The 21,341-nt window shown below is 65.6% G+C and carries 6 protein-coding genes; 2 read left to right on the top strand and 4 right to left on the bottom strand.

What is annotated here, in order from left to right; translation table 11 throughout:
- The first annotated feature begins 82 nt into the window (after positions 1-82).
- The gene (dnaE, locus tag EYS42_RS02655; RefSeq protein ID WP_130966289.1) at positions 83-3,625 is read left to right on the top strand and encodes a DNA polymerase III subunit alpha; all 3,543 of its coding nucleotides are present in this window, start codon (positions 83-85) and stop codon (positions 3,623-3,625) included.
- Positions 3,626-3,686: 61 nt separating this feature from the next.
- Entirely contained in the window at positions 3,687-4,568 is an 882-nt protein-coding gene (locus tag EYS42_RS02650) for an FkbM family methyltransferase (protein ID WP_130966288.1), read from the top strand.
- 26 nt (positions 4,569-4,594) lie between these two features.
- Here EYS42_RS02650 and EYS42_RS02645 read toward each other — a convergent pair whose 3' ends face one another.
- From EYS42_RS02645 to EYS42_RS02630, 4 genes are all read right to left on the bottom strand, one after another.
- Positions 4,595-7,882: a CHASE domain-containing hybrid sensor histidine kinase/response regulator family protein gene (locus tag EYS42_RS02645; RefSeq protein ID WP_130966287.1), complete on the bottom strand. Its 3,288-nt coding sequence runs from the start codon at positions 7,880-7,882 to the stop codon at positions 4,595-4,597.
- Positions 7,879-8,991 (bottom strand): GGDEF domain-containing response regulator, encoded by a 1,113-nt coding sequence (locus tag EYS42_RS02640; RefSeq protein WP_165456611.1) that lies wholly within the window; start codon positions 8,989-8,991, stop codon positions 7,879-7,881. Before EYS42_RS02640 ends, EYS42_RS02645 begins: the two co-directional genes overlap by 4 nt.
- A gap of 250 nt (positions 8,992-9,241) precedes the next feature.
- Complete coding sequence (locus EYS42_RS02635) at positions 9,242-9,949, bottom strand: glycine zipper 2TM domain-containing protein (RefSeq protein WP_130966285.1); 708 nt, start codon at positions 9,947-9,949, stop codon at positions 9,242-9,244.
- Positions 9,950-10,075: 126 nt separating this feature from the next.
- Positions 10,076-21,301: a cadherin domain-containing protein gene (locus tag EYS42_RS02630; protein WP_130966284.1), complete on the bottom strand. Its 11,226-nt coding sequence runs from the start codon at positions 21,299-21,301 to the stop codon at positions 10,076-10,078.
- Positions 21,302-21,341: the final 40 nt, after the last annotated feature.

Genomic DNA, 21,341 nt, shown 5'->3' with positions numbered 1-21,341 from the left:
GCGTTGACCGAAATTCTGTGTTTTTGAGCCCCGGGGTGTGAGCCTGGGGTGGCCAGAGCGCCAGGCTCCCTACAATCTGGCCATGCCCTTTGTTCACCTTCGCGCTCACTCGGAATATTCGGTCGTTGACGGCACCTTGCGCATCGACGACCTGGTCAAGGCCGCGGCCAAGGACGGCCAGCCGGCCGTGGCCATCAGCGACCTGTCCAACCTGTTCGGGGCGGTCAAGCACTATTCGGCCGCTCGCAAGAAGGGCGTGCAGCCCATCATTGCGGCCGATGTGTGGCTGGAGCCTGAAGAGGCCGGTAAGGCGCCCAACCGCCTGTTGCTGATCATCCAGAACCGGCAGGGCTACCTGCGCTTGTCTGAACTGCTGGGCGAGGCCTGGACGGCCCCGGGCCAGCGCAGCCATGCCTGGGTGCACTGGGCGTCGCTGGCCGAGAACAACGAGGGCTTGTTGTGCTTGTCGGGTGCCGACCTGGGTCCGGTGGGCCAAGCCTTGCTGATGGGCGACGAGGCCAAGGCCGAGGCCTGGGCCCGCAAGCTGGCCGGCATTTTCCCGGGGCGCTTCTACATCGAGCTGCAGCGAGCGGGCCACCCCACCAACGAGCCGCACATCCGCGGCGCCGTGCCACTGGCCGCCCGCCTGGGCCTGCCGGTGGTGGCCACCCACCCGATCCAGTTCCTGACGCCTGACGATTTCGAGGCGCACGAGGCTCGCGTGTGCATCGCCGAGGGTGAAACCCTGGGCAACCCGCGCCGCATCAAGCGCTTCACGCGCGACCAGCACTTCAAGACCACGGCAGAGATGGAGGCGCTGTTCGCCGACATCCCCTCGGCCCTGGCCAACACGGTCGCCATTGCGCGCCGCACCTCGCTGACCCTGGTGCTGGGCAAGCCGCAACTGCCTGATTTCCCCACGCCGATCATGCCGAATGGGCAACCCCAGCCCATGGACGAGTTCTTCCGGGAGCTGTCGCACCAGGGGCTGGAAGAGCGGCTGCTGCACCTGTTCCCCCAGGAGGCCGAGCGCAACGCCCAGCGCCCGCGCTATGTCGAGCGGCTGGACTTCGAGATCAACACGATCCTGAAGATGGGCTTTCCGGGCTACTTCCTGATCGTGCAGGACTTCATCAACTGGGCCAAGAACAACGGCTGCCCCGTGGGGCCGGGCCGGGGCTCGGGCGCGGGCTCGCTGGTGGCCTATGCGCTCAAGATCACCGACCTCGACCCGCTGAAGTACAACCTGCTGTTCGAGCGCTTCCTGAACCCGGAGCGGGTCTCGATGCCCGACTTCGACATCGACTTCTGCCAGGGCAACCGCGACCGTGTCATCGAGTACGTGAAGCAGCGCTATGGCCGTGCGGCCGTGTCCCAGATCGCCACCTTCGGCACCATGGCCGCCAAGGCAGCGTTGCGCGACGTGGGCCGCGTGCTGGGCATGGGCTACGGCCATGTGGACAGCATCGCCAAGCTGATCCCGGCCCCGCCGGGCAAGACCGTCACGCTGGCCAAGCTGCCGCCTGATTTCGACCCGGCCAAGGCCAAGGTGATCTACGCGCGCCACGAAGCGCCCGAGATCAACGAGCGCGAAAAGGCCGAAGAAGAAGTGGCCTCGCTGCTGGAGCTGGCCGAGAACGTCGAAGGCATGGTGCGCAACATCGGCATGCACGCCGGGGGCGTGCTGATCGCGCCGGGCAAGATCACCGACTTCTGCCCGCTGTACCAGCAGCCGGGCAGCGATTCGGCCGTGAGCCAGTACGACAAGGACGACGTCGAACAGATCGGCCTGGTGAAGTTCGACTTCCTGGGCCTGGCCACGCTGACCATCCTGGAGACGGCCAAAGAGTTCATCATGGCCCGCCACCCGGACCAGAAGGACTTCGACTTCGCCAAGATCCCGCTGGACGACGCGCCCACCTACCGGCTGCTGTCTGAAGGCAAGACCGTGGCCGTGTTCCAGCTGGAATCCCGCGGCATGCAGGGCATGCTGCGCGACGCCAAGCCCAGCGTCTTCGAGGACATCATCGCCCTGGTGGCGCTGTACCGTCCGGGCCCCATGGACCTGATCCCGTCCTTCTGCGCGCGCAAGCACGGCAAGGAAGAGGTGACCTACCCGCACCCGCTGATGGAGTCGGTGCTCAAGGAGACCTACGGCATCATGGTCTACCAGGAGCAGGTGATGCAGGTGGCCCAGATCGTCGGGGGCTACTCGCTCGGCGGCGCCGACCTGCTGCGCCGCGCCATGGGCAAGAAGAAGGTCGAGGAGATGCAGCACCACCGCGGCCTGTTCGCCGAGGGTGCCGCCAAGAACGACATCTCGACCGAGCTGGCCAACGAGATCTTCGACTTGATGGAGAAGTTCGCGGGCTACGGCTTCAACAAGTCGCACGCGGCCGCCTACGCCTTGCTGGCGTATCACACGGCCTGGCTCAAGCAGCACTACACCGCTGAATTCTTCGCAGGCAACATGACGATTGCCAGCGACGACACCGACAAGCTCAAGATCTTCCACGACGATGCCGTGGGCAACTTCGGCATCACCTTCAGCCCGCCCGATGTGAACGAAGGCGAGTGGCGCTTCATCCCGACCGGCAACCGCAGCATCTGCTACGCGCTGGGCGCTGTGAAGGGCACAGGGCAGGGCGCCATCGAGGCCATCGTGCAGGAGCGCAAGGCCCAGGGGCCCTACAAGAGCTTCTTCGATTTCTGTGCCCGGGTCGACCGCTCGCGCGTGAACAAGCGTGTGGTCGAGGCCCTGATCAAGGCCGGTGCCTTCGACAAGATGGAGGCCAACCGCGCGGCCCTGCTGGCCAGCGTGTCCCTGGCCTTCGATTACGCCGAAAGCCTGGCCGCCAACGCCGACCAGGGCGGTCTGTTCGACTTCTGCGACAGCCATGCGGCCTCGACCAACGAGCCCGACCTGGTGCCCACCGAGCCCTGGACCCTGAAAGAGCGCCTGTCGCTCGAAAAAACCGCCATCGGTTTTTACCTGACCGGCCACCTGTTCGACGAGTCGGAGGCCGAGGTGCGCCGCTTCGCGCGCCAGCGCATTGCCGACCTCAAGGACAGCCGCGAGCCCCAGGTGGTGTCGGGCATCATCAGCGACCTGCGCATCATCAACGGCACCCGCGGGCGGGTGGCCATCTTCAAGCTCGACGACAAGAGCGAGACCATCGAGGCCGTGGCCAACCAGGACACGCTCGATGCCAACAAGGACCTGCTGAAGGACGACGAACTGGTGATCATCCAGGGCAAGGTGCAGACCGACCGGTTCTCGGGCGGCTTGCGCCTGAACGTGCAGCAGGTGATGGGCCTGGCCACGGCGCGCTGCAAGTTCGCGCGCTTCGTGCGGGTCAAGGCCACCGATGCGCATTGCCCGGTACCCGACATCGTGCGCGAGTTCCCGGCGCGGCGTGTGCCCTCCGGCCAGCCAGATCTGCCTGAGCTGGTGCAGGGGCTGCCGCTGCGCGTGGTGGTCGAACGCCACACGCCCGAGCTGTCGGCCCGCGCCGAGCTGGAGCTGGGGGATCTGTCTCGCATCTACCCCAGCGACGAGGCACTGCGCCGCCTCAAGGAGCTGATGCCACACGGGCAGCCCACCCTGGTGTACGGCGAAGGTTGAGGGCAAAGCCTGGCGCTTTTCGGGCGCTTGTCTGGGGGCGGTCTGGTCCACAGTCGGTGGCATGAACGCGCCATCGACCACCCTGCACATCGTGGAAGTCCTGCGGGCCTTCCAGGGCTCCTTCCCGATGAACCTCAAGCTCATGCGCGAGCTGTACGGCCTGCGCTCGCTCGAGGTGATGCCGGAGGCCAGCTCGCCCTTCCACCTGGTGCACGAAGGCAAGCCCTTGCCTGTGCACCTGCCCTGTGACGCCGTGATCGGCGTGCATTCCTTCCTGATGAAGTCATGGGACGAGGGCAAGCCCAAGTTCCTGATCCAGTTTGCACAGGGCCTGACCGATGGGGCCGTGCTGGTGGACGTGGGGGCCAATGTGGGCCTGTTCTCCAGGCAGTGCCTGTCGCTGATGCCCAATCTGCGCGAGGTGCACTGCTACGAGCCGCACCCGGGCAACCACGAGATGCTCCAGCGCAACCTGGGCATGCTGCCGCATGCGAACCTGGTGAACCTGGGCCTGTCGACCGAGTCGGGGTCCATCAGCTTCTACGAAGACCCCAGCAACGTGGGCAACTACTCCTTGAACCTCAAGGCCATGCCGCCGGTGTACCGCGAATCGAAGGTCGAGGTCGTCAATGCGGCCACGCAGGAAGACCGCTGGCTGGCCTCGGGCCGCCCGATCTTCTACAAGTCGGACACCCAGGGGCACGACGAACTGATCGCCACCGCCTTGAGCGACCATTTCTGGTCGCAGGTGAAGGTGGGTTTCTTCGAGCTGTGGCGCCTGGAGGGCAAGACGTTCGACCGGACCCGCTTTGCGCAGATCCTGGACGGCTTCCCCTACAAGGTCTTCGAGAAAGCGCCAACGGTCAATGTCACCACGGCCGAGGTCATGACCTACCTTGAAGGCGTGGATGGCGCCTTCGACGACCTGCTGTTCTGGCGCTGAACCTGGGGGCGTGCAGCCCTCGGTGTTCAAGGTGAGGGCTGCGTCCAGCGCACATCGCGCAGAAAAGCCTGCGCCTGTGCGAAATCCAGGCGCTGCAAGGCCGAATCGATGGACAACAGCGTGCTGGCGTCAAGCTGGTCTTGCAGACAGGCACGCGCATGCGGCCATTGCTGGAGCGCATCGAGGTCACGCGCCTTGACCTGTTCGAGCCAGCGGCGCAGTTGTTGATCACTCATCCGTGTGGCGGCCATTGCTGGTGCGGCCGGAGCTGGCGCATCGGACAAGCGACTGAACACCCGCTCAGACACATCCGCCAGGGCCACTCGCAGGGCAACCAGGCGCTGGCTGAGTGCCTCATGCTGCTGCTCCTTTGCGGCCCGCTCGGCCGCCTCGGCTTGTGCGTGCACCCGCATCACGCCCAGGTTGCCGGCAATGCCCTTGAGCTTGTGCAGGCGCGCCCGCAGGTGGTCCACGAGTTCAGCTTCTGGTGGACACGTGTCTGGCAGTTGCTCACCACCAAATTCGGCCAGCATGCGGTGCATCATCGTGGCGTACAGATCGACCTGCCGACCGAACCTCGCCTGCACGGCAGGCAGGTCCACACCAGGCAACTCCGGCCAGGGGGTGCTGGACGGCAGGGTGGCATTCCACGCACCCTGATGGCGATCCATGCTGGGTGTGGCGCGCCTGGACCAATGGGCCACAGCACCAACCAGCACCACGGCATCGAAAGGCTTGGCGATGAAGTCGTTCATGCCGGCGGCCATGGCTTGCTGACGCTCCGGTTCGGTCACGCCGGCACTCAGTGCGATCACGGGCAGGGTCTTGTCGGGGTGGTGGTGACGCAGCAGTTGGGTGGCCTGGCGACCGTCCAGCTCCGGCATCTGCACATCCATCAGCACCACATCGATCTCGTGAGGGTGCTTGATCAGCCAGTCCACTGCGTTGCGCGCATCGGTTTCCATGCGCACGTCGGCTTGCTCGAATTGCAGGATCTGGCGGGCGATCAGCGCATTGACCTCGCTGTCGTCGATCACCATCACACGCACACCTGCGAGTCGGCTGTCACCCTGGAGTTCGGGCAGGGCGCTTGATCCCGTTCGTGAGGCAGGCCGCTGCGCGTCACCCTGGGCCAGCTCGCAAGGCAGGCTGATCCAGAACTCGCTGCCCTGACCGGCCTGGCTGCGAACGCCCACCTGTCCTCCCATGTGTTCGGCCAGGGTCTTGACGATCGACAGCCCCAGGCCCGTGCCGCCAAACTGCTGAGGCTCTTCGTGCTGGGCTTGCTGGTAGGGCTGGAACAGCCGCTTGAGCACCTCGTCGTTCATGCCGATGCCCGTGTCCTTGACCTGCAGCAACAGGTTCACACGCCGACCATCGATGCTCTGGACGCTGGCATCGACCTCCACAAGGCCTGACGCGGTGAACTTCACGGCATTGCCCACCAGATTCGACAGCATCTGCTTGAGCCGGCCCCCATCGATCAGGAGGTCGTGGGCCTGCGGGTCGGTCACGCGGTGCAGCAGTTGCAGTCCCTTGCTGTGCGCGGTGGGCTCGAACAGGCGCACCACCTCACCGACCAGCTGACCGATCTGACAACGCTGTGGGTTGAGGTTGATCTGGCCTGCCTCGATCTTGGACAGGTCCAGCACGTTGTCGACGATGCGCAGCAGGTCCTTGCAGGCGTCCTGCAGGGTGTCGATGTACTGTTTCTGGCGGTCGTCGAGTTCGCTTTTGCCCAGCAGGTAGGCCATGCCGTTGAGCGCATTCATGGGTGTGCGGATTTCATGGCTCATGGTGGCCAGGAAAGCGCTCTTGGCCTGGTTGGCCGCCTCGGCCTGTGCCGTGCGCTCGATCACCTGCTGCTCCAGTGTGGCGTTCAAGGCCAGGATGCGCTCGGCCGCCTGCTTCTGCGGTGTGATGTCGCGGATGGTCAGGGCGCACCCCATGACCTTGCCTGGCGCATCGGTGATGGGTGCCAGCGTGATCGACACGTCCAGCAGGGTGCCGTCAAGGTGCAGGCAGACGAAGTCGGTGGGCGGCACGCGGTGGCCGTCCATTGCCTGAGTCATGTGTTGCTCGGCCAGTGGACGCAGGTACTGCGGTGCCAGCAGCCGCACCAGGGGCTGTCCCAGCGCGCTGTCGCGTGGGTACCCGAGCATGCGGGTGGCCGCATCGTTCCATTCGTTGATCAGGCCAGCGTGGTCCAAGCCGATCAGGGCGTCATTGGCACTGGCTGCCATGGCCGCCAGGCGGGCCTGCTGCTCGCCCAGGCGCCCCAGTTGAGCCCAGTGGGCGAAGAGGGCGTACACCAGGCCCGACAGCAAGGTGAACAGCACGGCGGTGATGGCCCCTGGCACGTAGGCCGGTGTCAGGCCCAGGTCATGTTCGAACTCGGGGGTGGACCTGACGTCGAGTTGCCACTGGCGTCCGAACACATCGAGCGTCCGGGTGCCGACCTGTTGTTCGGGCCGAGCCGCCAAGCTCATGGCTTCGGCGCGGGCCGACTGGAAAAAACGCACGGCTTCGTCGTCTGACCGGTCTTGCAAGGTCAGCACGTAGTGGCGGTCCATCAGGGCGGGGTTGCCGATCACTTCGTCGATCAGCAGGGGTGCGTAGGTCCAGCCTTCTGTCGCGGCTTCTCGTTCAGCGGGCGTGTGGGGCTGTGTGCCCAGGCGGTACACAGGCAGCATCAGCAGCAGCCCGCGCGAACGTGCGCCCGAGGCCTGCACCAGCGTGATGGGGCCGCTCATGGTGGGCAGGCCGGTGTGCATGGCGCGCAGTGCGGTGGCCTTGCGGATGGGCTCACTGGCCAGGTCCAGACCCATGGCTTCACTGTTGCGGCTCAAGGGCTCGATGTAGTGAATGACGAACAGGTCGCCGTTGTGCGGTTTGAATTGACGGATGCTGAAGTCTGCCGGGCCTTCAAGGCGTGCGGTGCGCAGGAAGGTGTCGACCTGCGCCGGCCGAATCTTGCGGATGTAGCCAAACCCTCGTGCGCCGGGGAATTCGCGGTCGATCTCCCGGGTGCGGCTGTATGCCTCGAAGCGTTGGCGGTTGATCGCACTCACGTCGGCGCCCACCACCACACCGCGTGCGCCGCGCAAGCCGTACTCGTAGCGTTGCATGCGCACGCTGACGTCCTGCACCGCCTGCTCGGTCAGCACCGCGAACTGCTCCTGGCGGCGCTGGTCGTTCGCCACTTCTGCGCGCATGCCCATGGCCATGGCAGCCAGCAGCCCCACGAACCAGACACCCAGCGCCCATCGGGCCGGGTGAATGCTGTGGGGTGCGGCAGGTTGGTGAGGGGTCATTGCGGAGGCACGGAAAAAACGGGGGCACGCGTCGATGTCACGCCCTGCAGATACTGACTGGCCGGGGTGTGCTCCACGGGCCCGAGGGTGTGCGGTGCCGCATGCCTCACGCGTTGGGCCTCGTGCAGGGCCACGGTCACCAGTCTGCCACGACCTTGCTGGCGCGCAAGTGTCAGACTGCGCTGAGCCGCATCGAGCAACTGGGTGTGGCTGCTGCCTGCCATTTCCATGCGGTGGTCCTGCAGTCCCCACAGCTCACTGCTGGCCTGACGGGCGCTGCCGCCGGCGCAGACAGTGCGCCCGCCGGGTTGTCCTTCGGCGCTGCCCAGGCCTTGCGAACGCAGCGCCGCTTGAAGCGCCTCGCCCCGCTCCTGCAGGGTCTGGGCGTCACTGCCAGGCATCAGCCAGGCGAACTCGTCACCGCCCACCCGAGCCACGGTGTCGCAGGCTTGTTGCTGGGCCTGAAGCACCTCGGCCGTGGCTTGCAGGCGCCGGTCGCCTTCCTGGTGACCCTGGTGCCAGTTGAACTTGCGGAACTGGTCCAGGTCGATCACGAGCAACGACAGGGGGCGCTGTGTCAGTTCGCTGTGTCGCCATTCCTGGCGAAGCATTTGCTGGAAGGCCTGTGCATTGGGCAGCGCGGTCAGCGGATCGATGGTGGCCAGTTGCCTCAGCAGGTCCATCTGGCGCTTGGTGCGCAGGTGGTGGGCCACGCGCAGCTGAAACACAGGCGCGCTGATGGGTTTGGTGATGAAGTCGGCGGCGCCGCAGCTCAGGGCCCTGACCTCGAAGCTCACATCGGTGTGAGCGGTCACGAACAGCACAGGGATCTCGCGGGTGTGCGCTTGCTGCTTGAGCCGTTCGCACAGGGCAAAGCCGTTGCTCTCGGGCATTTCGGCATCCAGCAGCACCACATCGGGCGCTTCGCGCTCGATCAGTTGCATCGCGTCGTGGACCCGGGTGGCGAAACGCACGTGGCGATAGCCTTGCAGCATCTGGTGCATCAGCCGGATGGCATCCGGGTCGTCGTCGACCAGCAGGATGCGGGCTTCCTGGCGGATGAATGTCTCGGCGTCAGAGATGACGCCGGGAGAAAGGGCAGTCGTCATGGCGCACACCTGGCGTGTGGTGACGGCCTTCCTGAGCATGCAGCGGGATCACCCTGCCGTCCGTGGCAATCCCATCACCATGTTGACGGAAGACGCCGCTCAGGCTTGAGCCTTGTGTGTCTGCTCAGACACCCTGGCATGCGGAAGTGCACACAAAAGCCGGCTTTGCACGCCCGGCATGCCATTCGCCACTTGTCCTTCCTTGTTCGCTCGGTGCTTGACGGAGCGGTCAACACCCGGTGCGAGCGGATCAATCCCAGCGATGGTGGCTGTGGTCGTGGAAGCGCTCATGACGATGCCAGTGGCGGCGGTGGATCGGCCGCTCGTAGGCCGTTTCGATGACGACCGGACGGTGCACCACCACCGGTGCTGGCACGACCACTGGGGCCTGCATGACGACCGGCGGCGTGTCATACACCGGCGGGGGTGGGGTGTACGCCGGCGCCGTGTTGTACGCCGCGGCCTGGCCCACAGGGGTGACCGAGACCTGCACCGGGATCGTGGGGCCAGGCTGGCTGTTCATCCGGGTGCTGTACTGCTGGCCGTGCAGCTCGTACACCACCTGGTAGGCCACCACCTGCTGGCTGTAGGCCGACTGCTGTTCGCAGCGCCTCACGGTGCGCTGCCCTCTAGGGCGTCCATCTTTTTCGATGCGGTCGCCCAGGACGGCGCCGCCGAACACCCCGAGGCCGGTGGCCACCGCATTGCCTGCACCTTTGCCCACGGCATTGCCAATCACACCCCCGGCGATGGCGCCGAGCAAGGCCCCTGCGCCGCTGCCTTGTGGCGGCACAGCCTGCAATTCGTCGAAGCACACCTGCTGGGGGGTGGCCACCTGGGCCATCACCGGGGTGGACGACACCACCCTGGCCATCACGGTCTGGGCCACGGTCTGGCCGGCCTGGGCGTTGATGGCCAGCAAGCCCAGGGTCAGGGCAGAGAGTATGGGGTGGCGCATGTGTGGTCTCCGTGAAGCGACAGCCTGCGACAGGCAGGGCTGCAGTCGTTCAACGGCGCATGGCGTTCCCCGGATGACCGTTTCAGGTGAAAGTTTGCAAACTGGCGCGAAAAGTCATCTCGCACGTCACCCGATGATCTGGACCGATTCGTGCTGATGGGGCACGTCGGCGAACATGCCTTCGGCCATGCGATCGCTTTCCGGCCCGTCGTCTCCACCCTCGCCAGGCGCGCCGCCACCCAGGCCGGTGGAGGCCAGCACGGGCAGTGGATCCATGGTGCGCCAGATGGGTGTGGCCACCAGCAGGCTGGTCAGCAAGGTGCTGGCCCGGGACAGCCAGAACACGCTGCCCAGGCTGAGGGTCAGGCCACCCATTTGCACCAGGGTGGGCGCCAGCGTGTCCAGGCTCAGCGGCAGTTCGCTGGCCTGGGCCATGGTCACGGGGGCTGCAGGCAGGCTCAGCCGGCTGAGTTCGGCGGCACCCAGGGGGCTCATGGTCGCCCCATTGGACAGGTCCAGCAAGGCGGTCACGGTCAGTTGCACAGGCATGGCCTGTGCCATGGCCACGCTGGGCACGGGCGTCAGCAGCACCTTCACGGCGCCTGTGCCCATGGGCACGGCCCAACCGGACGCTGGCGGCAGAGTCAGGCTGGGGCCGGGCATGGCCACGTCGCCTTGGGGGGCCGGTGCGGCCACAGGGGCCGGCGGGGCAGGCTCTGCAGGGGCGGGTTCGGGTGTCGGGTCGGGCGTGGCGTCGACCAGGGGCTCGGGTGCTGGGCGCACAGGCTCCGGGGTGGGTTCTGGCAGCACCATCACAGGCTCGGCCGGCATGGCCATCACCTGGATGTCGAAGTCCATCAACGTGGTCGATCCGTCATCACTGCGAGCCATCACCGTGATGCGTTGTATGTTGTCGGTCTGGCGGTTCAGCATCTCGGCCCTTGCCAGGGTCACCACACCGGTCTGACCATCGATCGCGAACGCTCCGCTGGGGTCCGTCATCAGGGTGTAACGCACGGTGCTGCCCGTGCGGTCGGCGTCGCTGGCACGAGCCACCACGCCCACGGCCATGCCGCTTCCGGTGCTGTTTGCGACACGGTTGTCGGTGCTGTCCATGTCACCCAGCGGGCTGATGGTGAACTCGTTGAGGTCCTGCAGCGCGATGCTGAAGCTGCGGCTCTGGCGGCTGCCATCGCTGCTGATGGCTTCCACCGTGATGTCGTGGCTGGCCTGGGCTTCGGCGTCCAGCAGGCTGCCGTCGGCCACCGTGACCACCCCGGTGCTGGCGTCGATGGCGAACCGCCCCCCGGCGTCATCAACCAGGGCATAGCTCACGGCGTTGTTGGTGCCGTCGGCGTCGGTGGCCCGTGCGGTCAGCCCCACCAGGCTGCCATTGGCAGCGTTTTCCTGCACGCCGTCGGGCGTTGGGTCAGCGTCTTGTGCGGCACTCACCCCGAATTCGTTGACGTCGGTGATGGCGATGGTGAAGGTCTGGTCACGCTGCGAGCCGTCTGCGCTGGTGGCCCTGACCGTGATGGTGTGGCTGCTGGCCGATTCGTGGTCCAGCAAGGCGGCGTTGGCCACGGTCACTTCGCCAGTGCTGGTGTGGATGGCAAAACGTCCACCTGCCGAGTCGGTCAGGCTGTAGCTCACGGTGCTCTGGGTGCCGTCGGCGTCAAATGCCGACGCCAGCAGTCCCACGGTGGTACCGGTGGCGGCATTCTCGGCCACGGTGTCGCTGGCTGCATCGGTGTCCACGGGCGTGGTCACGGCAAACTCGTTGGCATCGGTCACCGCCACCGTGAAGTTCTGGCTGCGGGTGCTGCCATCCGCGCTGGTGGCCACCACGGTGATGGTGTGGCTGCTGGCCCCCTCGTGGTTGAGCAGGCTGCCATTGGCCACCGTGACGATGCCAGAGCCGGCATCGATGGCAAAGCGACCGCCTGCATCGTTGCTCAGGCTGTAGGTGACGGTGGACAGGCTGCCGTCGGCGTCCGAGGCCTGGGCCGTGATGCCCACGGTGCTGCCGTTGGCTGCATTTTCCTGCACCGTGTCGACACCAGCGTCGGCGTCCACCGGGGTGGACACATCGAACTCATTCACATCCTGAACGGTCACGATGAAGCTGCTGTCCTGCGTGGAGGCATCGCTGCCGGTGGCGCGCACTGTGAGCGTGTGCGCGCCGCTGGCTTCGAAGTCGAGCAGGTTGCCGTTGGTCACGGTGACCACACCGGTGTTGACGTCGATCGCAAAGCGGCCGCCAGCGTTGTCCACCAGGCTGTAGGTGACGGTGTTGTTGCTGCCGTCAGGGTCCTGCGCGAGGGCGGTGACGCCGACCACCGTGCCGGTCGCGGCCCCCTCCTGCACGCTGTTGGCACCGGTGTCGGTGTCGGTCGGTGTGCTCACGGTGAATTCGTTGCGGTCCAGGATGTCCACGGTGAAGTTCTGGTCCTGGGTCGAGCCGTCTGCGCTGGTGGCACGCACCGTGATCGTGTGGGTCGCGCTGGTTTCAAAGTCGATCAGGCTGCCATCGGCCACCGTCACCACGCCCGTGACCGCGTCAATGGCAAAGCGTCCGCCCGCGTTGTCGGCCAGCGAGTAGCTGATGCTGTTCTGCGTGCCATCTGCATCTTGCGACCGCGCTGTCAGGCCCACCGCCGTGCCGGTGCTTGCGCCTTCCAGGACCTCGTTGAGGGCGGCGTCGGTGTCGGTCGCGGCGGTCACGCTGAATTCGTTCGCATCGGTCAGCGTGATGTTGAAGCTCTGGCTGCTGGTCGAACCGTCGGCGCTGGTGGCCAGCACCGTGATGGTGTGGATGGATGCAGCCTCGAAATCGAGGAGGGAGGCGTTGTCCACGGTCACCACACCACTGACCGGGTCGATCGTGAAGCGCCCGCCTGCCGTGTCACTCAGGCTGTAGGTGATGCCGTTGGTGGTGCCATCGGCATCACTGGCTTGCGCCTGCACCCCCACGGCGGTGCCATGGGCTGCATTTTCCTGCACAGTGTTGGCTGCGCCGTCTGCATCCACGGGGGTGCTGACATCGAACTCGTCGACATCGGCCACGTCGATGGTGAAGTTCTGGCTCTGCTGCGAACCATCGGCGCTGGTCGCCACCACAGTGATGGTGTGACTGCCCTGCGCCTCGTGGTTGAAGGTGGCGCCATTGGCCACGCGCACCACCCCTGCGCTGTCGATCACGAAGCGACCGCCTGCGTCGTCCGACAGGCTGTAGGTGACCGAGTTCGTGGTGCCGTCGGCATCAAATGCCTGGGCCGTGAGGCCGGCCAGGGCGCCGGCGAGCGCGTTTTCGTTGACCTGGTCTGGTGCCGGATCGGCGTCGGTCGGCGTGCTGACCGTGAACTCATTGACATCTCGCACCGCGATGGTGAACACCTGCGTGCGGGTCGATCCATCGGCACTGGTGGCCAGCACGGTGATGCTGTGGCTGGTGCTGCTCTCGAAGTCCAGCGAAGCGCCATTGGCCACGGTCACCACACCGCTTTGTGCATCGATGGCAAAGCGGTTGCCGGGGTTGACGCTCAGGCTGTAGGTGATGGTGTTGGTGGTGGCGTCGCCGTCCTGGGCCCGCGCGGTGATGCCTACCAGGGTGCCCCCAGCGGCGTTTTCATCCACGGCATCGGTGGCGGCGTCCTGGTCAGACACGGCACCCACATCGAATTCGTCCACATCCAGCACTTGGATGCTGAAGTTGCGTGTGGTGGCGCTGCCATCAGAACTCAGGGCCCGCACGGTGATCGTGTGGCTGCCGCTGGCCTCGCGGTCGATGCGTGAGGCGTCGATCAGGGTCACCACGCCCGTGGCGCTGTCGATGGCAAAGCGCCCATCCGCGCTGTCCGTCAGGCTGTAGCTGACCGTGTCCGTGGCATCCGGGTCTGTGGCACTGGCCGTCAGGCCCACACTGGCGCCATTGCTGGCTCCTTCGCTGATCGCATTGGCGGCATTGTCGGTGTCGGCAATCGGGCCGACACCGCCTTCGCTGGCGTCAGTGATCTGTACCGCGAAGTTGCTGCTCTGGCTGGAGCCGTCGCTGCCGGTGGCCACCACCGTGATCTGGTGGCTGGTGCTGGTCTCGTAGTCGAGCAGGGCGGCATTTCCTACGGTCACGACACCGGTGATGGCGTCGATGCTGAAGCGGCCGCCTGCATCGTCGCTGAGGCTGTAGGTGATGGTGTTGTTGCTGCCATCGGCATCCACGGCCTGCGCACGAAGGCCCACGGCATCGCCCGTCGCTGCATTTTCTGACACCTGGTTGGCCGCTGCATCGACATCGCTGAGCGCGCCCACGCTGAACTCGTTGACATCGCTGACCTGAACGGTGAAGCTCTGGGAGCTGCTGGAGCCGTCGCTGCTGGTGGCGACCACGGTGAGGTTGTGGCTGGTGGCTGTCTCGAAGTTCAGCAAGCTGCCATCGGCCACGGTCACCACCCCCGTGCTGGCGTTGATGGCAAATCGCCCTCCAGCGTTGTCGCTCAGGCTGTAACTGATCGTGTGGTTGCTGCCGTCCGCATCCTGGGCGAAGCCGGTCAGGCCCACCAAAGTGCCGGTGGTGGCGTTTTCGGCCACCGTGTTGGTTGCTGCATTGGCATCAGAGACCGGGCCGACAGAGAACTCGTTCACATCGGTCACGCCGATGTTGAAACTCTGGCTGCTGCTGGAGCCATCGGCACTGGTGGCCAGCACGGTGATGGTGTGGGTGCTGGCGGCTTCGAAGTTCAGCAGGCTGCCATTGGCCACCGTGACCACGCCGGTGGTGGCATGGATGGCGAAACGGCCACCAGCGCTGTCGCTCAGGCTGTAGGTGACGGTGTTGTTGCTGCCATCGGCATCGATGGCCCGTGCGGTCAGGCCCACGCTGCTGCCGTTGGCGGCGTTCTCGGCCACGGTGTTCGCTGCAGCGTTGTTGTCGCTCACGGTGCCCACGCTGAACTCGTTCAGGTCGGTCACCGTGACGGTCAGGGTCTGGGTGTCGGTGGCACTGCCGTCGCTGACCTGCACGATCACCACATAGGTGTTGTTGCCGTCAGAGTCGGAGGGCGCCTCGAAGTTGGGTGCGGCATTGAAGCTCAGGGCGCCTGAACTGCTGTTCAGGCTGAAGCGTGCGGCGTCACTGCCACCAACGATGCTGTAAGTGAAGGTGCTGTGGTCAGGGTCAGAGGTGGTGACAGTGGTCACCGCGGTGCTGTTTTCGGCCACCGACACGGCCGCCGTGGCCCCAGCACCGTTGCTGCTGATGGCGGGGGCGTCGTTGGTGGCCACCACCGTCACGCTGGAGGCAATCGAAAGTGTGCGCACATCAGCGCCGCCCAGGGCCGTGCCGCCGTCGTCCTGCACCTGGGTCAGCGTGACGGTTCGTGTGCCCGCCGTGGGGTTGTCGAGCTGCGTGTTCTGGTAGGCCAGACCATTGACCACGCTTTGCAGCGACGCCGTGCTCAGGCTGCCCGGGTGGGTCAGGGTGACGGTGGCCGTGCTGCCTGACACGCTGACCGAGTAGGCCAGGCCATTGGTGGCGGTGGTGCCAGTCTGTCCGTTGAGCAGGGCAATCGAGGAACCATCGGCCACGATCCGTTCGTTGCTGCCATCCAGCAGGTTGCTGACCGTGAACGTGAGCGACTTGAAGCCCTGGCCGGCGTCCACTGGGTTGGCGCTGGCGCTGCTGAACAAGGCCACGGCGGCCGCTTGCGTGGCCGAGCCTGCGGCCTCGGTGAAGGTCGGGTTCTGGGCCGTGGCAGTCAGGGTGGGCGCGTCGTTTCGGGCGGTCAAGGCCACGGTGACGTCGGCGGGCGTGCTGGCCTGACCCCCCGCGTTGGTCACCACGAAACGCACCACGCGCGAGGTGGTCGACGGGGTGGTGGTGTTGGTGTTCTGGTAGCTGATGTTCCGGCTCAGCGCGCTCACGGCCGCGTTGGTGGCGTTGGCGTTCAGAGCGATGACCAGGTTGGCGCCGTTGCTGCCCCCGCTCCAGGTGCCGATGACGACGCCTTCGTAGGTCACATTGCCCCCAGACAGGCCGATCTGCCCGGCGCCTGTGCCCTGGTGGCGGATCGACAGGACGTCTTCGGTAGCGGTGCTGCCCGACAGGAACGACACCGAGAAGCTGGCGCCGTTGTAGCCGCCTGCATCGGCCACGAACACGGCAGCGTCGCCCCCCTGGTCCAGCACGGCGGCGGGCTGGTCTTCCACGTAGGTCAGCGTGTCACCTGACAGGCCACTGACCACCGGCGCATTACGGTTCCACACGAAGACGAATTTCTCGCGCTGGGGCAGGCCGGTGGCACTGTCGAGCTGCGTGGCCGTACCCCAGGCCGAGCCGTCCCACGCGGCCATGGTCAGGTCGGCGTCCTGGTCCTGCACGCCCAGCATGATGGTATTGCTGTAGGGGTCGGCGTAGAGCTTGACCACCTGGGCGAAGTCGGTGTCGCCCATGCTCAGGGCCACGGCTTCTGCACTCCAGCCACCTGCCTGGGTCCAGGTCATGTAGTGCAGCGAGGGCCCTGTGGCCTTGCCGTAGGCGATCATCAGTTTGCCCGACTGGCTCTCGAACGCCAGGGCCATGGTGCTGTGGTCTTCCGACACCCGAACGCCCGAATCGGTCACCAGCTTCTGGCTGCCCCAGCTGCTGCCATCCCACACGGCGGCCCACACATCATTGTTGGCGTCTTTGGCGGCCAGGGCGATGCGGTTGCTGCCGGGGTCGGTGGCAATGACGGTGCTGTAGAGCTCGGCCGTGGCCGTGATGCCAGCGGGCGGGGCCACCGTGGCCTCGCTGCTCCAGCTGCTGCCGTTCCACACACGGTACTGCACGCTGGCCGAGTCACTGGCCGAGTTGTCATAGAACACCAGGGCGCGACCGCTCTGGCTTTCGTAAGCCACATTGGCCTCGAAATACTGTTTGGAACTGTTGGTTCCCAGTGTCTGGGCATCGCCCCAGCTGCTGCCATTCCAGACCATGGCGAACTGGTTGCTGGTGGCCGCCGTGGTGCTGGCCACCAGCACCATGTCGTGTCCCCTCGGGTTGGCCACCAGCTTCATGTGCACCACTTCGCCGCTCACAGGGGCCGTCACGGTCTGGATCGCGCTCCAGCTGCTGCCGTCCCAGATGGCGTACGACAGGCTGTTGGTGCCCGTGCTGCCGTTGTCCCACACGAGCATGGCATTGCCATTGAGCGGGTCATAGGCCACAGCGAAGCTGTTGAGCTGTGCGGCCGTGGCACTGGGCGTGGCCACTGGAATGCTGAACAGCGACGACCAGCTGCTGCCGTTCCAGATGCCAGCCAGGATCTTGCCCGACACGTCGGCCGAGCCGATGAAGATGATCTCGTTGCGCGTGGGTGCTTCGGCCGCGGCGATCATCGAAATGTCGTCGCTGAAGTTCAGACCGTTGGTGCCCGTGCCGCTCCAGCCGTTGGTGCTCCAGTCGGCATACTGCTGGTAAAGCCGATCGTTCACGGTCCAGATCAGCCGGCCGCGTGGCGCCTGGGCAGGGGCCACAGCCTGAACCGCCATCGCGAATTCCGAGGCGCCCAGGTAGGTGGTTTCCACGTTGCTCACCGCAGTGATCCAGTCACCCACATTCACGCCCGTCACAGTCAGCGAGAACGTGGCGTCACCCGTGCCTGCCGTGGTGGTGACCTGCACCGCGCCCAGGTAGGTTCGTCCTTCGCCGTGGCCGCTGGCGTCTTTGCTAGGGCTGGCAAAAAGCTCGATGTAGATTGTTTCCGGGCCGCTGAAGAAATCGACCGAGCCCTGGATCGTGGTGGTGGTGCCGTTGGTCACCACCGAGGTGATCACAGGGAAGTTGTTTCGGTAGTTCGCGCCTCCGTCGCCGTCGTTGTAGTCGTTGGCCGTGACGCCGTTGTTGTCCAGGTCGATGCCCAGCCCGCCATTGCTGTGGATCGAGTTGCGATAGATCAGGTTGCTGTGAAAGCCCGCGATCACATTGATGCCGGCGCCCGTGTTGCCGGCAATCACGTTGCCTTCGCCGGCGTTCTTGCCACCCACCGTCACACCCGTGGCCGCGATGTACACACCGGAGCCACCATTCCCGAGCAGCGTGCTGCCGTCTGCGCCCGTGCCGATGTAGTTGCCCTGGATCAGGTGGGCCTGATTGGATGCCACATGGATGCCGTGGCTGCTGTTGCCCGAGATGATGTTGCGTGCCGCGCTGGTGCTACCGCCAACGGTGGTCACCGCGCTGTTGTTGATGTGCAGGCCCACCCCGGTGTTGCCCAGTGCCGCCGTGCCGGCCGCATTCAGGCCGATGATGTTGCCTTGTACCAGGGCCGTGCCGCTGTTGCCCAGGTAAATGCCGCCGCCGTTGTTGCCCGACACCACATTGCCCGCGTTGGTAGCCGTGCCGCCGATGACCACGCTGCCCGCGTCATCGACATAGATGCCGTACTCGCCGTTGCCCAGGTCGACCGAGCCGGTTACATCGGTGCCGATCTTGTTGCCCTGGATGGTGGTTGTGCCCGTGGTGGTGGCCCAGATCCCGCGGCTGGTGAAGCCAGAGATCACATTGCCTGCACCATTGGCCGTGCCACCGATGGTGACGTTGTTGCTGCTGGTCTCGACCATGATGCCGTAGGCGCTGTTGGTCGCGAAGACCGCTGTGCCCGAGGCATCGGTGCCGATGTGGTTGCCCTGGATCACCGTGCCGTTGGCCCCGGTGGACAAGTAGATGTTGTAAGGCGAGGTGTTGCCCGAGATCACATTGCGGTCGGCCGTGGCGGTGCCGCCGATGACCACGTTGGCCCCGGCCGACTGGATGCCTTCGCTGCCGTTGCGCTCGGTCGCGCCTGCGTTGCTGCCATCGGCGTTGAAGCTGCCGATGTAGTTCCCCACGATGGTGTGGTTGTCGGAGCCCGCCACGATGTGGATGCCGTCGGCGCTGAAGCCCCGGATCACGAAGCCTCGTATCGTGCTGCCATCGGCATTGGCGGCCAGCGTGAAACCGTTGCCCGATCCTCCGTTGCCGTCGAGCACCACCACCGGACGGTTGGTGTAGCCGGCCTGTGAAGCGGCATTGATCACCACCGCCTGCGTGATGTCGGGCAGCGTCGACAGCATGTTGATGGTGTATTCGCCGTACAGGCCCGTGGCGCCAGTCAGTGCAAAGGTGATCGTGTCGGTGCCGGCCGTGTTGTTCGCTGCGATCAGGGCTTCGCGCAGGGAGATTCGACCGTCGGTGCCCTTGCTCACATTGAGTTGTTCAGCCGTGAAGGCCGTGCCCAGGCCGCTGTCGTTGTTGTCTGTGGTGGTGGTCACCACCAGCGCCGACGAGACATCGGTGATGGTCACCGCCAGCGATTGCGTGTCGCTCAGGTTGTTGTCGCTGACCTGCACGATCACGTCGTACACGTTGTTGGCGCCAGCGTCTGTGGGGTTCTCGAAGTCGGGTGCTGCAGTGAAGGTCAGCACGCCGGTGCTGCTGTTGATGCTGAACCGTGCCGCATCGGCGCCGCCGGCGATCGAGTAGGTCAGCGAACCGCTGTCCACGTCGGTGGCCGTCACAGTGGTCACGGCGGTCTGGTTCTCGGCCAGGCTGATGGCAGCACTGCTGCCACCGCCATTGCTCGTCAGAACGGGCGCGTCATTGACCCGGCTGATGGACACCGTGGTGGTGGCCGTGGTGGTCTGCCCGTTCGTGTCGGTGAGGGTGTAGTTCACCGTGCGCGCCGTGGTGCTGGGGTTGTCCGAGGTGTTGGCGTACTGCAGCGTGCGCAGCACCTTCTGGTAGTTGGCGGCAGTGTCGTTGCCGGTCAGGCTCAGCACGCCGGTGGTGCTGTTGTAGCCCACGCTGCTGATGCTGGTGCCGCTCACATCCACCAGCAGAGACTCGGCGCCGCCATCCGGGCGGTTGCTCAGCGTCACGGTCAGACCGGTCATGTTGCTGGCCGATCCGGCTGTGATCGTGGCGTCGGTGTCGGCGATGAGCACCGGGGTCTGTTCCGTGAAGGTGACGCTGTGGTTGTTGCCTGTGGCACCCGAGCTGTTGTTGGCGTCCAGGTCCATCGAGGGGCCAGTCGGGGCCGTGTAGGTGACGTCGAGTCTGGGGCGCTGCGAAATGGTGGTGTTGAAGTCCGAGCTTCTGATGGTCCAGTTGTCGGCATTGGCTGTACCCGTGGCCAGCAGGAAGCCATGGTTCGCGGCGCCGTTGGCCCAGGCTTGCACGGCAGTTGTCAGGTCGCCGAAGGTGGCTGACCCCAGGATGCCTGCGTCCAGTGTGAACATTGACGCGCTTGCTGCCTCCACGTTGTCGCGGCTGACGCCGTTGACCATTGAGTTGTAGGTCGATGACTCGCCCCATGACACCAGCATGCGATGGATGGTGACGGTGTCGCTGTTGTCGTCATTGGTCACATACACTGTGAGGGTGGCCGACGTGATGGTCGAGCCCAGTGGGATGGCCGACGCACCGATGATGTTGTCGAAGCGGATGAGTGTTTGCTTTTTGTTGGGGTCTCCGTTGTCCACGATCAGCGTGTCGCTCGTGCCTCGAGAGGTGCCTGGTGTGGCGCTTTCCAGATAGGTGTCCACCGTGCTGTTGTAGCTGTTCACACCGTCCTGGAAGCTGATGGTGGCCAGCGTGTGCATCCAGGCCGTGCCGCGCGCGTCCAGCGACATGTGCTGGATCTGGCCGCGCTGGTACTCCAGCACCCAGTCGCCGCCAGCCGCCTCGTGGCCCGTCAGGTCGGTCGATGCCGCCACGTCGGTGCCCGTGAGCAGGGCCAGGTCGTCCACGAACTGCTGGCCGCGGCCGGTGGCGGCCACATCGCAGCCGTACAGCAGGAAATCGGCGTCGGCCGTGAAGGCGTTCTGCCAGGCACTGATTTCGCCCAGGCGGCTGCGCAAGGCGCTTTCGTCCAATGTGGTGGCACCCAGTTGCAGCTGACCGTCGCGGCCGTGGCTGATCAGGTGCAGGGCGGTCACGTCACGCCGTTGCGCCAGCAAGCTACTCAGGGTGGCAATGCCGTCGTCCTGTGCGCCGATCCAGTGCACGGTGTAGCTGCCTTCTGCCTTGCCTGCGGTCACGCTGGCCAGCAGCTGCTCGGCGTCCGGCACCTGCGCGTCGACGACGATCAGCTCCCGCGCGGTATTTTGCTGTGTGCTGCCGCCCTGGGTGGCCTGCGCCTGCTGTGGAGTGCTCACCACGTGCGTGTGCAGCAGATCAGGCTCTCGGGCGCTGTCGGGCAACAGGGCCATCACCGGCGCTGCGGCGTCGGCGTTGAACAGCAGCCGAGGTTCAATCTCTTCCAGCACCCCGTCGAACTGCAGCGGGTCGGCCTTGCGCCCGGGGCGCAAGCGCTTGAGGTGGCGCGTCCAGTTCATGCAGCCCTCACCGTCTTTCGGAAAGCGAAAAATGCCGCGC

This window comes from Aquabacterium lacunae, assembly GCF_004310865.1.
Classification (GTDB): domain Bacteria; phylum Pseudomonadota; class Gammaproteobacteria; order Burkholderiales; family Burkholderiaceae_C; genus Aquabacterium; species Aquabacterium lacunae.
Note: the sequence above shows the minus strand (reverse complement) of the source record. Positions and strands in the feature narration are given on the sequence as shown.

Coding starts and splice junctions, on each gene's coding strand:
- dnaE (WP_130966289.1), top strand. CDS start 83: ATGCCCTTTGTTCACCTTCGCGCTCACTCGGAATATTCGGTCGTTGAC.
- EYS42_RS02650 (WP_130966288.1), top strand. CDS start 3,687: ATGAACGCGCCATCGACCACCCTGCACATCGTGGAAGTCCTGCGGGCC.
- EYS42_RS02645 (WP_130966287.1), bottom strand. CDS start 7,882: ATGACCCCTCACCAACCTGCCGCACCCCACAGCATTCACCCGGCCCGA.
- EYS42_RS02640 (WP_165456611.1), bottom strand. CDS start 8,991: ATGACGACTGCCCTTTCTCCCGGCGTCATCTCTGACGCCGAGACATTC.
- EYS42_RS02635 (WP_130966285.1), bottom strand. CDS start 9,949: ATGCGCCACCCCATACTCTCTGCCCTGACCCTGGGCTTGCTGGCCATC.
- EYS42_RS02630 (WP_130966284.1), bottom strand. CDS start 21,301: ATGAACTGGACGCGCCACCTCAAGCGCTTGCGCCCCGGGCGCAAGGCC.